The organism is Mangrovibacter yixingensis (assembly GCF_020523985.1).
GTDB classification, from domain to species: Bacteria; Pseudomonadota; Gammaproteobacteria; order Enterobacterales; family Enterobacteriaceae; genus Mangrovibacter; species Mangrovibacter yixingensis.
This window is the reverse complement of record NZ_JAIVKM010000001.1, coordinates 1,610,244-1,623,509: the sequence shown is the minus strand read 5'-3', so window position 1 is coordinate 1,623,509 and position 13,266 is coordinate 1,610,244. Positions and strand designations below refer to the sequence as shown.

General features: G+C 47.9%; 13 protein-coding genes. 7 read left to right on the top strand and 6 right to left on the bottom strand.

The annotated features are described in order from the left end of the window. The first annotated feature begins 28 nt into the window (after positions 1-28). From prfA to kdsA, 5 genes are read left to right on the top strand one after another with little or no spacing between them, the layout of a single operon-like run. Complete coding sequence (gene prfA, locus LC084_RS07520; protein WP_226570564.1) at positions 29-1,111, top strand: peptide chain release factor 1; 1,083 nt, start codon at positions 29-31, stop codon at positions 1,109-1,111. After that, entirely contained in the window at positions 1,111-1,953 is an 843-nt protein-coding gene (gene prmC / locus LC084_RS07515) for a peptide chain release factor N(5)-glutamine methyltransferase (RefSeq protein WP_226570563.1), read from the top strand. Before prfA ends, prmC begins: the two co-directional genes overlap by 1 nt. A gap of 2 nt (positions 1,954-1,955) precedes the next feature. Further along, positions 1,956-2,348: a SirB2 family protein gene (locus tag LC084_RS07510; protein WP_226570562.1), complete on the top strand. Its 393-nt coding sequence runs from the start codon at positions 1,956-1,958 to the stop codon at positions 2,346-2,348. Then, positions 2,345-3,154, top strand: coding sequence for an invasion regulator SirB1 (sirB1, locus tag LC084_RS07505; RefSeq protein ID WP_226570561.1), 810 nt, complete (start codon positions 2,345-2,347; stop codon positions 3,152-3,154). Before LC084_RS07510 ends, sirB1 begins: the two co-directional genes overlap by 4 nt. A 40-nt stretch (positions 3,155-3,194) precedes the next feature. Further along, entirely contained in the window at positions 3,195-4,049 is an 855-nt protein-coding gene (kdsA, locus tag LC084_RS07500; protein WP_226570560.1) for a 3-deoxy-8-phosphooctulonate synthase, read from the top strand. Between the two features lie 74 nt (positions 4,050-4,123). Here kdsA and chaA read toward each other — a convergent pair whose 3' ends face one another. After that, positions 4,124-5,221 (bottom strand): sodium-potassium/proton antiporter ChaA, encoded by a 1,098-nt coding sequence (chaA, locus tag LC084_RS07495; RefSeq protein WP_226570559.1) that lies wholly within the window; start codon positions 5,219-5,221, stop codon positions 4,124-4,126. A 471-nt stretch (positions 5,222-5,692) separates the two neighbouring features. Here chaA and LC084_RS07490 point away from each other — a divergent pair, with 471 nt between their 5' ends. Next, positions 5,693-6,358: a gamma-glutamylcyclotransferase gene (locus tag LC084_RS07490; protein WP_226570558.1), complete on the top strand. Its 666-nt coding sequence runs from the start codon at positions 5,693-5,695 to the stop codon at positions 6,356-6,358. A gap of 77 nt (positions 6,359-6,435) precedes the next feature. Here LC084_RS07490 and LC084_RS07485 read toward each other — a convergent pair whose 3' ends face one another. From LC084_RS07485 to LC084_RS07475, 3 genes are all read right to left on the bottom strand, one after another. Continuing rightward, positions 6,436-6,681 (bottom strand): DUF1883 domain-containing protein, encoded by a 246-nt coding sequence (locus tag LC084_RS07485; protein WP_226570557.1) that lies wholly within the window; start codon positions 6,679-6,681, stop codon positions 6,436-6,438. Between the two features lie 222 nt (positions 6,682-6,903). After that, positions 6,904-8,694 carry a methyl-accepting chemotaxis protein gene (locus tag LC084_RS07480; protein ID WP_226570556.1) on the bottom strand — a complete coding sequence of 597 codons (1,791 nt, stop codon included), beginning with the start codon at positions 8,692-8,694 and terminating at the stop codon, positions 6,904-6,906. Positions 8,695-8,789: 95 nt separating this feature from the next. Continuing rightward, complete coding sequence (locus tag LC084_RS07475) at positions 8,790-9,143, bottom strand: DsrE/DsrF/TusD sulfur relay family protein (RefSeq protein ID WP_226570555.1); 354 nt, start codon at positions 9,141-9,143, stop codon at positions 8,790-8,792. A gap of 185 nt (positions 9,144-9,328) precedes the next feature. Between LC084_RS07475 and LC084_RS07470 the strand changes: the two genes are divergently transcribed. Then, positions 9,329-10,717, top strand: coding sequence for a YchO/YchP family invasin (locus LC084_RS07470; protein WP_226570554.1), 1,389 nt, complete (start codon positions 9,329-9,331; stop codon positions 10,715-10,717). Here LC084_RS07470 and narL read toward each other — a convergent pair. Continuing rightward, a complete protein-coding gene (gene narL / locus LC084_RS07465; RefSeq protein WP_226570553.1) occupies positions 10,714-11,361 on the bottom strand; it encodes a two-component system response regulator NarL in 648 nt (215 codons plus the stop codon). The two genes, LC084_RS07470 and narL, sit on opposite strands and share 4 nt — an antisense overlap. A 111-nt stretch (positions 11,362-11,472) precedes the next feature. Continuing rightward, a complete protein-coding gene (locus tag LC084_RS07460) occupies positions 11,473-13,107 on the bottom strand; it encodes a histidine kinase (protein WP_226570552.1) in 1,635 nt (544 codons plus the stop codon). Positions 13,108-13,266 lie beyond the last annotated feature (159 nt).

The window sequence follows — 13,266 nt, the reverse complement described above, 5'->3', positions numbered from 1 at the left end:
CTCTTTTTATAAAGGTAATCTTCAATCCATGAAGCCTTCTATTGTTGCCAAACTGGAAGCCTTATACGAGCGCCACGAGGAAGTTCAGGCGTTGCTGGGCGATGCCGCTACTATTGCGGACCAGGATCGTTTCCGGGCCCTGTCGCGTGAATATGCTCAACTGGCTGATGTGTCGCGTTGTTTCCAGCAATGGCAGCAAAACGCAGAAGATATTGAAACAGCGGAAAGCATGCTGAGCGATCCTGAAATGCGCGAAATGGCGCAGGAAGAGTTAGACCAGGCTCGCCAGCAGCAGGAAATACTGGAGCAACAACTCCAGTTACTGTTGCTACCTAAAGACCCGGACGATGAACGTAGTGCATTTGTAGAGGTGCGCGCAGGTACTGGTGGTGATGAAGCAGCAATCTTTGCTGGTGATTTGTTCCGCATGTATAGCCGTTATGCCGAGTCACGCCGTTGGCAGGTTGAAATTATGAGTGCCAATGACGGTGAACATGGCGGCTACAAAGAAGTGATTGCCAGGGTCAGTGGTGATGGCGTTTATGGGCGGCTTAAGTTTGAGTCCGGTGGGCACCGCGTTCAGCGTGTTCCTGCTACGGAATCCCAGGGGCGCATTCATACCTCGGCCTGCACTGTTGCAGTTATGCCAGAACTGCCTGAGGCGGAAATGCCAGATATTAACCCTGGAGATTTGCGCATTGATACCTTCCGTTCTTCTGGTGCGGGCGGGCAACACGTAAACACCACTGATTCCGCGATCCGTATCACTCACTTACCGACGGGAATTGTGGTGGAATGTCAGGATGAACGTTCCCAACACAAAAACAAAGCGAAAGCATTATCCGTGCTGGGTGCGAGGATCCGTGCACAAGAAGAATCCCGACGTCAGCAAGAAGAAGCCTCGACCCGGCGGAGTCTGCTGGGAACGGGGGACCGTTCTGACCGCAACCGGACCTATAATTTTCCACAGGGGAGGGTGACCGATCACCGTATCAACCTCACTCTTTATCGTCTGGACGAAGTGATGGAAGGTAAGCTGGATATGCTGATTGAGCCTGTAATTCAAGAGTACCAGGCAGACCAGCTTGCTGCACTATCTGAGCAGGAATAATGGATCTTAGTGAATGGCTTGTCAGTGCGGCTGAGCGCCTGTGTGGCAGTGACAGCCCGCGGCGTGACGCGGAAATATTACTGAGTCACGTAACAGGTAAAGGGCGCACTTTCTTGTTGGCATTTGGTGAAACGGAACTTAGCCAGGAACACTACCAACAGGTCGAAACATTACTGGCTCGCCGGATAAATGGCGAGCCAGTTGCTTATATTCTTGGCGAGCGTGAGTTTTGGTCGTTACCACTCTATGTTTCACCGCATACATTGATACCACGGCCCGATACTGAATGTCTGGTTGAACAAGCGTTGGCGCGGATACCTGCCGGGCCATGCCAAATTTTGGACGCGGGTACGGGCACCGGCGCGATTGCACTGGCAATTGCCAGTGAACGCCCTGACTGCCAGGTAACCGGGGTGGACCTTATCCCTGAGGCTGTTGAACTCGCCAGGCGTAACGCAGCGCGTTCAAGTATTTCTAATGCTCAGTTTTTACAGAGCAACTGGTTTTCCGCCATTAAGTCTGTACGTTTTAGCCTGGTTGTCAGTAACCCTCCCTATATTGATGAGTCTGATGAGCATCTGGTGCAAGGGGATGTTCGCTTTGAGCCGCGCAGTGCGTTAGTGGCAAAAGACAACGGGCTTGCAGATTTAGCTGAACTGGTGTCGCAGGCTCGTGGTGTGCTCATTCCCGGCGGTTGGCTATTGCTCGAACATGGCTGGAAGCAAGGTGAACCAGTCCGGGCATTGTTCAGTGCCGCGGGTTATAACAACATTGAGACTGTTAAAGATTACGGGAACAACGACCGCTTGACTCTAGGGCGCTATGGTATGCCGGAGGAATAATAATGGCTGAGCTTGCTGTGTTACGGTTGCATATTATTACTTTGTGTATTTCTGTCGGGTTATTCGTACTACGTTACTGGTGGTTGCATAACAATGCTCCAGTTATGCGTAAGCGTTGGGTACGCATTGTCCCGCATATTAATGATACGTTACTGTTGGCAAGCGGTGTGGCTCTTATGCTGCTAAAGCACCTGTATCCATTTACCCCACAAGGCGCATGGCTGACTGAAAAGCTATTTGGCGTTATTATTTACATTGTTTTAGGGTTTATCGCGTTAGGCCGTGGGCCACGCAACCCGCAGATTCGCTGGTTTGCTTTTTTGCTGGCACTGGTGGTGCTTTATATCATTTTTCGAATAGCTACCACTCAAGTACCACTGCTGGGGATATTATGAAGTTGTTAGACAATTTCGAGTTTAATCATGCTTCGTTATGCGATGGTATGATTCTGATTTCTCAACTAATACGCGATGATTTTCCATCCTGGGAAGTTCAGCAACAACTCGATGCACTGGTTAGCCAGGCGCGTGAAGAAATTAGCATGGGCTGGGATGCTGACAGGCAAATGGAGAAATTGCTCAGCCTGTTTTATGGCGAGTGGGGTTTTAAAGATGCGAGTGGTGTCTATCGTCTGTCCGATGCATTGTGGCTGGATAATGTCCTGAAAAATCGGCAAGGAAGTGCGGTTTCTCTCGGCGCTATTTTATTGTGGCTTGCTGAGCAACTGGCTTTGCCTTTAATGCCCGTTGTTTTCCCGACCCAACTTATCTTACGCGCAGACTGGATGGACGGGGAAATGATGCTGATTAACCCCTTTAACGGGGAGCATCTCGATCGCCACATGCTTGATGTCTGGCTTAAAGGTAACATCAGCCCAGTGGCTCAATTATTCGATGATGACCTCACTGAAGCGGATAACGTGCAGGTTATCAATAAAATGCTCTACACGCTGAAAACCGCGTTGATGGAAGAGCAGCAACTTATTTTGGCGCTCAGGGCCAGCGAAGTGCTGTTGCAGTTTAACCCGGAAGACCCGTACGAAATACGCGACCGCGGGCTTATCTACGCACAACTTGATTGCGAGCATATTGCTCTTAACGATTTAAATTATTTTATCGAACAGTGCCCTGAAGACCCGGTAAGCGAGATGATTCGCGTGCAAATAAATACTCTTTCCCGCAAGCAAGTTACGTTGCATTAACGTGGCACGTTGTGGCTTAAACCTTCAATAAGGCGAAGATATGAAGCAAAAAGTGGTTAATATTGGTGACATCAGTGTGGCTAATGACCTGCCATTTGTGTTGTTTGGTGGTATGAATGTTCTGGAATCCCGTGACCTGGCGATGCGCATTTGTGAATACTACGTCAAGGTTACCGAAAAATTGGGTATCCCTTACGTTTTTAAAGCGTCATTCGACAAAGCTAACCGTTCATCAATTAATTCATATCGTGGCCCAGGGCTTGATGAAGGGATGAAAATCTTCCAGGAGCTGAAAGCTGCCTTTGGCGTGAAAATTATTACAGATGTGCATGAACCACAGCAGGCTCAACCAGTATCTGAAGTTGTCGACGTGATCCAGCTTCCGGCATTTCTGGCACGCCAGACTGACCTTGTTGAAGCCATGGCGAAAACGGGCGCAGTTATTAACGTCAAAAAACCACAATTTATTAGCCCAGGGCAAATGGGAAATATCGTTGAGAAATTCCGTGAAGGCGGCAATGAAAACGTGATTCTGTGTGACCGCGGGAGCAACTTTGGCTATGACAACCTGGTTGTCGATATGCTGGGCTTTGGTGTGATGAAGAAAGTTACCGGCAATGCTCCGGTAATTTTTGACGTAACGCATTCACTGCAATGCCGCGACCCATTCGGTGCTGCATCCAGTGGCCGTCGTGCGCAGGTAACAGAGCTGGCCCGCGCAGGCATGGCAACCGGTATTGCTGGTTTGTTTATCGAAGCGCACCCGGACCCGGAGAATGCTCGCTGTGATGGGCCTTCTGCCTTGCCGTTGGATAAACTGGAACCGTTCCTTGCACAAATGAAAGCTATTGACGATCTGGTGAAAAGTTTCCCTGAGCTTGATACCAGCAACTAAGTTCTACGTTCAAGCTAAAAATAAAACCCCGCAGCATAATAACAATGCTGGCGGGGTTTTTATTTTGGTTATGCTCAGGCGAAAATAGTCATCAAATAGGTTAAAAACAGCGCTAAATGTGCAGACCCATTCAGTACATTGGTGCGCCCGGTAGAGAATGAAACATGGCACAATACCAGCACTGTAGACATCACCACAATTTCCGGTAGCCCCAGCGCAAAAGTGAGCTCGTGGCCTGTGAGTAACGAAATAATCGTAACAGTTGGCACTGTCAGTGAAATGGTTGCCAGCACTGAGCCAAAAAATAGGTTCATTGCACGTTGCACCTGATTATTAAGTACCGCTTTGATAGCACCCAGCCCTTCTGGTGACAAAATTAATAGCGCGACCAAAAAGCCCGTAAACGCCACTGGAGCGTTTAAATGAGTAAGTAGCCCTTCTAAAGGCCCTGCATTCAATTTGGTTACTGATATAACTGCAATAAGATGAATGACCAGCCAACATGCGTGCCAAACATTACTGTGGGCTGAAGGTTTCCCGTGGTGGGGGTCATCATCGTCACTGTCATCTTCATGTTCATAGACAAACAGACTCTGATGCGTGCGGGTCTGGATCAGTAAAAAAATGCCATACATTGCTGCTGAGATTAACGCAATTAGCAGCATCTGCCCGGTTGTAAAATCGCCCCCAGGTAATGCTGCCGGAAAGATAAGTACAATGACGGAGAGGGGCAGAATGGCCATCAGATACTGCTTAATGCCATACAAATTTACGTGTTGTGTGGCAAATTTATTCCCGCCCAGAAGTAGTGAAAAACCAACCAGCCCTCCAGTGACAATCATGATAATTGAGTAAAGGGTATCGCGCATTAATGTTGGCGCTGCGTCGCCCGTTGCCATTAACGCGGATATCAGGCTTACTTCAAGAATGACCACCGATAAAGTCAGAATCAGTGAGCCCAAAGGCTCCCCAAGCCGGTGAGCAAGAACATCCGCATGGCGGACAACACTAAATGCGCTAAACAGGATGCCTGCGAGGGCAAGAATATTAATGCCAATTATTGCACTAAGGTTGGTTGTTGTTCCCCAAATAAGCAACACACCAATAGCAATGAATGGCATGAGCAATGATGTTTCTTTATGGCGGGTTTTAACCTCATCCTGGTTTCCCATAGCTAACTTCCTTAAGTGATTGCGCGACTATTGACTGACAGTTACCCGGCATCATGACAGCTGCAGGTGACATAAAAAGGTCGGGTCTGGATGCTCATATTTCGGTTGATTAACAACGCTGATCTACAATGTAGAAAAACGCTAACTTAGCAGAATGACAGGTAGAACTTGCCATATTTACTCTGTTTTACCTGATGGTATCAATGATTAAAATACGAGGCGCTACTTTTCCCTACCATGAGGAAGGCGTTCTGTTGCTGTTTTTAGTGTATCCGTGTTTTTTTGATTAAGGGTACTGTAGGAGCAGAAAAAAACGCCGATATCAAATATAACCAGTGTAAGCAGCATACAGCCAAGAGCAATTCGGGTATGTGTTTTGCATGAAATTTAGGTGGTATTTGACGTAAACAGAAGTGGCAGATTCACTATGGCGCGGTTTGTCGGTTCTGTGTAGTGGTTGCAGGAGGGGGCGTGTTAACGCGAGATTTTTTATTAAAAGCCGATTGCCGTACTGCATTCGGTGATATTGAAGAAACACTATTGTGGACAGGTGAGCAGCGGGCCGCGTCATTGTGTGAGACACTTGCGCGTCGTCCGGGCCAGGGGCCTGTATGGGTTTTTGGTTACGGTTCTTTGATGTGGAATCCCGCGTTTGAATTTGATGATGCCTGTGCAGGAAAACTAACCGGTTGGCACCGCGCATTTTGTTTACGTCTCACTGCCGGGCGGGGCACAGCCTGTAAACCGGGCAGAATGCTGGCGTTACGAGAGGGTGGTGAAACAGTTGGTATGGCTTTCCGAATACCTGAAGCTGAATTGAATGTCGAGCTGCCACTGCTCTGGAAGCGGGAAATGATAACCGGGTGTTATCTTCCGACCTGGTGCCATATTCCTCTGGATGATGGGCGCGAAATTGATGCGCTGGTGTTTATAATGGATGCACAGCACCCGTTATTCGAAGGAGATACCCGACCAGAGGTGATAGCTCCGCTAATAGCTGAAGCCAGTGGCCCGTTGGGAACCAACGCGCAGTATCTGTTTTCGCTGGCGCAACAGTGCCATGAATTAGGCATTGTCGATGAGAGTATGGACAGGCTTAATAATTTGGTTCAGCAGCTGCACCAGGCTGGTGCTTGATTGCTCCAGTAGTGCATTAAAATACCGGGCACCGGCCCGGTATTTTCTGAAGAACAAGCCAATGAAACAGGCTGTTATTAAGCGGGTACGTAGCTAATCGCGTGCTCAAGCGACTGGCTGTGACTGTCAATCAGTACATTCCAGATACCGCTAAAAGGTACTGCAAGATAAGCCGTGTTGCGGTTTTGAACACTCTTGATTTCAGCGTCAATTCCGGCTTGCTCGCAATCATCTGCACTTAGATGAATATGACAGTTGTCTGAGCAACGTACTACGATAGTATCGCCGCCAAACAGTTTTAACGTTGTTTTTACCACAGCCATTGTTAGTTGACCCCATCAGAATAAAATTAACAGACCTCCGTGTCTGATTCGTCCCCCTCGGTACGTGAATTTGCTCACAAATCACTCATCTCATAACACCAAAGAGTACGTTGGGGATTTCTGATTTTGATCAAAAAAAAATGCAATGCTTAAACTTTAATGACAATATGCTTGAATCAATTCAGCCAGTGCTGAATATGACCAGCAACTGGCTTAATAACGTTATTTAATTCGGAATAGGCTGGCTGTTTCTGCCAGTTCACCAGCCTGCATTTGCAGAGCATCTGCTGCTGCGGCAGACTCAACAACCAGCTCCGCATTTTGCTGCACCATTTGATCAAGGCGGGTGACAGCCTGGTTAATTTCCTGAATACCAAGCATTTGTTCGCTGGTGGCAATGGTAATTTCACGCATAATCCCTGATACATTGGAAATACCACCTGATACTTCATTCATGCTGTCTCCTGCCAGCCTGACAAAGTGAGCACCGCTCTCAACACATTGTGTTGTATCGTCAATCAAGGATTTTATCTCTTTTGCGGCTTGTGCACTGCGCTGGGCGAGGCTGCGAACTTCACCCGCGACAACAGCAAATCCACGACCTTGCTCTCCGGCTCGCGCAGCTTCCACGGCAGCATTCAATGCCAGAATATTTGTCTGGAAGGCAATACCATCAATCACACTGGTAATTTGACCAATACGCTGGGAGGCATCTTCAATTTGTTGCATGGTGGAAATGGCCTGAGCAACTACCTCACCGCCACTGACAGCGGCTTGCGAGGCTGATGTTGCCTGTTGGTTGGCTTGGGCTGCAGCATCGGTTGAATGAGAAACAGATGCTGAAATTTGTTCGACAGCACTGGCGGTTTCACGCAGACTTGAGGCGGCCTGTTCGGTGCGTATCGAGAGATCCTGGTTACCGGCGGCAATTTCATTAGCTGCTATTTTCACCGATGCGCTGGATTCACGGATTTGTTCCATTGCGCCAGCCAGTTTGTCACAGAATGCGTTAAATGCATGGGCAATCTGAGAAACCTCATCATTGCCGGTATCCGGCAGGCGTTGTGAAAGATCATTCGTACCGCTACTGATTGAGCGCATGGCATCGCGAATGGAAGACAACCGTTTTAATACCGTTGAAACTAGCATATGCACCAGACCGCCAGAGATAACTGCCAGTACCAGCAAAGCAAAAGCAGAGGCCTTTAAGAGTGATCTCATACCTGCTGTTGCATCTTGTTTATCCAGAGCAACCACAAGGTACCATTGTGTGCCGCCAACCTGTTGTGCCGCTAAATATTTGGTTGCTTCTCCAATACGCCCTTGCTGTAGTGTTTTTGCCTGGCGCAATGTAGCAAAGGAAATACCTGTTACCAGGTTCTCGAAGGGTTTAAGTGCCTGGTCTGCTTTTGCGGACGCAATTAAAGTCCCATCCTGGTTGACCAGCATCCCTGAACTGTGGCTGGTTGGGTGTATGCTGCGAACATTGTCCACAACAGTGTCCATGGAAACATCACCGGCAACAACGGCTTTTATCTGCCCGCCATCACTAACAGGGGCAGCGAAAGACACCACCAGTTTACCCGTGCCTGCGTCAACATAAGGCGCTGTGACAATTGGCGCATTAGCCGCGACAGCTTGTTTATACCAGGGGCGCCCCGTTGGGTCGTAGTCTGCGGGCACGCCGGTTGGGTCGGTAAACTTCGCCGTTCTGTTTGCATACCCAACGTACACGTTGGTAAAACCGCCGCCAGTTGCAATTTGCCGAAAAAATGGCAGGGGATCGCCCTGCAGTGCGACAGACTGCAATGATGAAATCATGGTTAGTTTGCTACTGACCCAGTCACGGATTGCCAGTGCATGGCTGTCTGCAGTGCTCTGCAAAATTTGGTTATTTTGGGTAATACTGTCCTTACGAGTGACTTGGTAGTTAATGACTGTATTTAATATCAGTGCGATAACCAAACATCCTGTTGCTGCCAGCAAAATACGTGCGCGAATTGAACTTATCATTATGGTTAACCCTAACTGCATTGTGTTGCCAGTTATCGGCCAGCCATACAGGAAACTTGAGCCCACCATAGTTGTTCACTCGCGACAGGGCAGGTTCAAAATGTCAGAACTTTATCTGCTTCCAGTGTCCATTGAGCCAGTTCAACCAGTGTACCTATCTCAATACCTTCAATAAGCGGTAATGCACTTACGCCACGCCCATCAGCACAGGTTTTACATATATGAACTGGAATATTCTGGGCTGTGAGTATCTCGAGCATTTGCTGAATATTGTAACCTTCACCGGGCCTTTGGTGGCTGAGTGCCGCAGTTACAGCATCAGACATTAAAAACAGCTTGAGTACCGGTTGAGGTTGCTGCTCACTTAATGCAATTGCCAGGCGCAGGCAGTTAAACAGTGACTCACTGCCATAGGCAGCACCATTTGCAATCAGGGTTATTCTTTGCATAACACTTCCCTCTGGATTAGGCATTGTTTCTGGAATTATCTGTATGGCATGATGATAGCGGTTAACGTTATGCTGTAACCATGATGCAAAGACGTAAAACTGAAGACTCTTTCCACATTTTAAATGGGTATAACAGGCTGAATTTTAGCTGTAGCTGATTGATGCGTTTTAATTTTTTTTTCTGTATGACTTTTTTGCTTGTGTGGCTTCCTTTCGGGGAAAACGGCGCAAGTGCTGCGACTGATACCGTTTCGATGGGGTCACAGAGTGTTACAGCTAGCGAAAACTTACCCGACCTGGGCGGTACTACTCCTTCTCAAAGTGAATTTGAACAAACACTCTCTCAATATCTGAAAGGGCTGAGTTCGGCGAGCGATACGTCCACCGATGATTCATCCGCTGTGTTCAAAGACTGGGCATTTGATAATGCGCGTGATTACGTTTCTTCCCGTGTGGCAAAAGAGGCACAAAGCCTGCTTGCTCCTGCAGGGCAGGCGAGCTTTAGTTTGTTGGTTGACCAGGATGGTAACTTTGCTGGAACTCAGGGAGCATTATTCACCCCCTGGAATGAAGATGCGCAAGGCCTGACCTGGACGCAACTGAGTATCAGTGACCAGGATGAAGGGATGGTGGGCAATGCCGGAATTGGGCAACGCTGGAACCAGGGTAACTGGCTGGTTGGTTATAATTCTTTTTATGATCTATTGATGCATGGGCACGAACAACGTGGTGGGCTGGGTGCTGAACTATGGGGCCAGTCACTGCGTCTTTCGGCAAACTATTACTATCCTTTGGCTGGCTGGAGTAACAGCAGTACCACACAAAGCCGCAGGCTTGCACGGGGTTATGATATTAATGCCCGTGCATGGTTACCTTTTTATCACCACATCAGCACGACAGTCAGTTTTGAGCAGTATTTTGGCCAACATGTGGATTTGTTTGATAGTGGTACAGGCTACCATAACCCTTATGCGGTTAATGTGGGGCTCAATTATACTCCCGTCCCTTTGCTGACTCTCACCGCCCAACACAAGCAAGGCGAGAACGGTGAGGTACAAAATAATCTTGGGCTGAAGCTTAATTACCGGTTTGGTGTTCCGTTGGACAGGCAGCTTTCTGCTGATGAAGTTGCAACGGTGCAGTCTTTACGTGGGAGCCGCTATGATGCACCTGAGCGGAATAATGTACCGGTACTTGAGTATAAGCAGCGCAAAACGTTAAGTGTCTGGCTGGCAACACCGCCATGGGATTTACAGCCGGGTGAAACGGTAAGTTTGAAGATTGAGTTACATAATCGCTATGGAATTCGTAACATCAGTTGGCAAGGTGATACTCAGGCATTGAGCCTCACTGCACCTGTAAAACGGCTTGATACAGCGGGCTGGACGGTTATCGTACCTCAGTGGAGCAGCGCAGAAGGTGCCGTTAATCAGTGGCGGTTGTCGGTTATCATTGAGGACAACAAAGGGCAAAAAGTGACGTCCAACTGGATAACACTTAAACTAACACCCCCAGTAACTGCAGATATTCCCGATAGTTCAACCGCGTTTAAGTTAATCCCTGAAGAGAATTAAAAAACTCTGTCCTGGTGTACCCACACGGCGGCTTCTACCCGGGACTTTAGTTTCATTTTTTTAAGCAAATGCTTAACATGAACCTTAACTGTACTTTCGGTAATATCAAGCTGGCGGGCTATCAATTTGTTGGGCAGCCCTTGAGCTATTAGCCGTAGAATGTCTTGTTCTCTTGGCGTTAACTGGTTTACGTCACGCTCAGAGCCGTTACGGTTGTTACGTAAGCTGGCGGCAAGGATAGGGGTTAAGGTTTCACTTAATACCATTTCACCCGCTGCTGCCTGTTGTAATGCCACCAGTAATTCTTCGGGTTCCATATCTTTGAGTAAATAGCCATCAGCACCACGTTTCAGTGCCTGGACGACATCCTCTTCAAGATTGGACACGGTGAAGACAACGATACGGCCAGAAAGTGATTTTTGACGCAGATGGTCCAGTGTTTCCAGTCCGTTCATTCCAGGCATATTCAGATCCAGCAGAATCAAATCTGGATCAAGTGTTTCAGCCATGGCTATACCTTGCTCACCGCTGCTGGCTTCCCCTATAACCTGAATATCCGGGGCAAGACCAATAAGTTGCTTTACGCCGCGTCTTAGCATGGGGTGATCATCAATCAACAGAATAGTTGCGGGTTCCTCAGCCATTGCGTTCTCCACATAATCTTCCAATGTACAGGCACTTAAAGCCAGTTTAGCACCTGATTTAAAACCTGCCGGATTCCGTACAGATGTTTCTGGAGAGTTGTGACTGCGAGTTTATTCTGATGAGTCCGGGGAGTGACGGTTGTTTGCGCGGAAATGAATGGTAATTTCCGTGCCGCCAGAAGACGGTGACTGAAGGGAGAATGTCGCGTTCAGGCTTTGCGCTCTGTCGCGCATAATCAAAATACCATAGTGACTATTGTCACTCATGCTCTCTGGGATCCCGCTACCATTGTCAAACAGGGTTAGTTGCACCCAACCATTATTTTCCTCTACGGTGATACTCGCGGCGGTTGCATTGGCATGGCGGACAACATTACTTAGCCCTTCACGGACAATGTGAACCAAATGGAGGATTTGATGTTCCGATATATGCCCTGATACACCCCGCCAATTAAGTGCAACAGTAAACCCAAGGCGTTGGCTAAAGTCTTCACAACAATCTTCGAGTGCTGTTTTCAGGCCCGGCTCATTAAGGTTCAGACGGAAGGTGCTTAACAATTGGCGCATTTGTACCCATGAGCTATTCAGTTCATGGCGTAATTGGCCAACAAGTGTCTGGGCGTCGTTGTCGAGGGTGTTGCCCTGCATTTGCAGAACACCAACTTGCATTTTCATACTGGAAAGCGATTGTGCCAGAGAATCATGCAGGTTTTTAGCAAGGTCTGATTGTTCCTGCATAAGCAGAAATTGTTGCTGTTGCGCCTGCTGTTGCTCAACGGCGAGGGCCGCAGTAATACTGGCTGCGCAAGATTCAATTAGCTGAACATGTTCGTTCGTCAGTTCAATTTCCGAAGGTAACTCACCCAGTAATACGCCGTAGAAATGTTGGCGATTATGCAACCGCCAACACAATGGTGTGCCAGTTACCGGTTCTGGGTTGATTTCACGGGGGCAATTAAAGCAATCCGTTTCTTGCTGGGCTGTATAACTGACTTCACAGTAGTGTTGATTTTCATCGTGTTCATAAACACGCAGTTGCAGGTTTTGCAGCGGTGTAAACGACTGCAACTCGGATAATACATATGGGATGCGTTGGCAAACTGGTCCTTCACCGTAAAGTACCTCGTTAATTCGTTGGAGAAGAGCTGCATTTTTGATAATTGAGGTGTGCTTTTTAGTGACAGACCGTTTCTGCTGCCTTTTTATGTTGGCTCTGCGTGAGATGCGCCATTGCATGATGATTAGAACAACAAGCAAAGCAAGCATTACCGCAAGGCATTTCTGAATAATAATCGCCTGCTTGATGTGTTTAGCCGCATGAATATCAAAAACCCTATTTAGCGCTGTAACCTGTTCAATGAAAGCCTCAAGTTGAGGTGCAATAGCATGAGGTGATGCTGCAGATAACAGTGCCGGTAACAGTGAAGTGCGCCATGATTCCTGTAACGCTTCCAACTGTTGTTTTTGGTTATCATGGTGAGCAACAGCGTTCAGACCAGAGGAAAACAGGGTGCTCTGAATTTCAGTCAGTTTACGGCTGTTTGATTCGGTTAGGGGAATTAACGGCAGTAACTTCAATGTATTAGTATTAATCATCTCCGTTGTTTTAATACCCGCTTTGCTGGTTGCTATCTCCTGGCTAAGCCATAGGCAAATGGCCATTCCGGCCGCACCGAGCACAGCTAACGACATAATGAGCGGCACCATAAAATGGCGCAGCTTTGTGCTTAGGCGGGAAACGGACATAAATGCAGGCCTCAGAATAGACATCAACTGTCTATGATTGTGAATGATAATGCAGTGCTTACCCATACCCCGGAAGAGTTATGCTGCAGGCCCATAATCGGTAGTGGGGGATACTGTTCAGGGTTGGTGAGGGATTTAATTATATGAAAAATAGTGAAA

Coding starts and splice junctions, on each gene's coding strand:
- prfA (WP_226570564.1), top strand. CDS start 29: ATGAAGCCTTCTATTGTTGCCAAACTGGAAGCCTTATACGAGCGCCAC.
- prmC (WP_226570563.1), top strand. CDS start 1,111: ATGGATCTTAGTGAATGGCTTGTCAGTGCGGCTGAGCGCCTGTGTGGC.
- LC084_RS07510 (WP_226570562.1), top strand. CDS start 1,956: ATGGCTGAGCTTGCTGTGTTACGGTTGCATATTATTACTTTGTGTATT.
- sirB1 (WP_226570561.1), top strand. CDS start 2,345: ATGAAGTTGTTAGACAATTTCGAGTTTAATCATGCTTCGTTATGCGAT.
- kdsA (WP_226570560.1), top strand. CDS start 3,195: ATGAAGCAAAAAGTGGTTAATATTGGTGACATCAGTGTGGCTAATGAC.
- chaA (WP_226570559.1), bottom strand. CDS start 5,221: ATGGGAAACCAGGATGAGGTTAAAACCCGCCATAAAGAAACATCATTG.
- LC084_RS07485 (WP_226570557.1), bottom strand. CDS start 6,681: ATGGCTGTGGTAAAAACAACGTTAAAACTGTTTGGCGGCGATACTATC.
- LC084_RS07480 (WP_226570556.1), bottom strand. CDS start 8,694: ATGATAAGTTCAATTCGCGCACGTATTTTGCTGGCAGCAACAGGATGT.
- LC084_RS07475 (WP_226570555.1), bottom strand. CDS start 9,143: ATGCAAAGAATAACCCTGATTGCAAATGGTGCTGCCTATGGCAGTGAG.
- LC084_RS07470 (WP_226570554.1), top strand. CDS start 9,329: ATGACTTTTTTGCTTGTGTGGCTTCCTTTCGGGGAAAACGGCGCAAGT.
- narL (WP_226570553.1), bottom strand. CDS start 11,361: ATGGCTGAGGAACCCGCAACTATTCTGTTGATTGATGATCACCCCATG.
- LC084_RS07460 (WP_226570552.1), bottom strand. CDS start 13,107: ATGTCCGTTTCCCGCCTAAGCACAAAGCTGCGCCATTTTATGGTGCCG.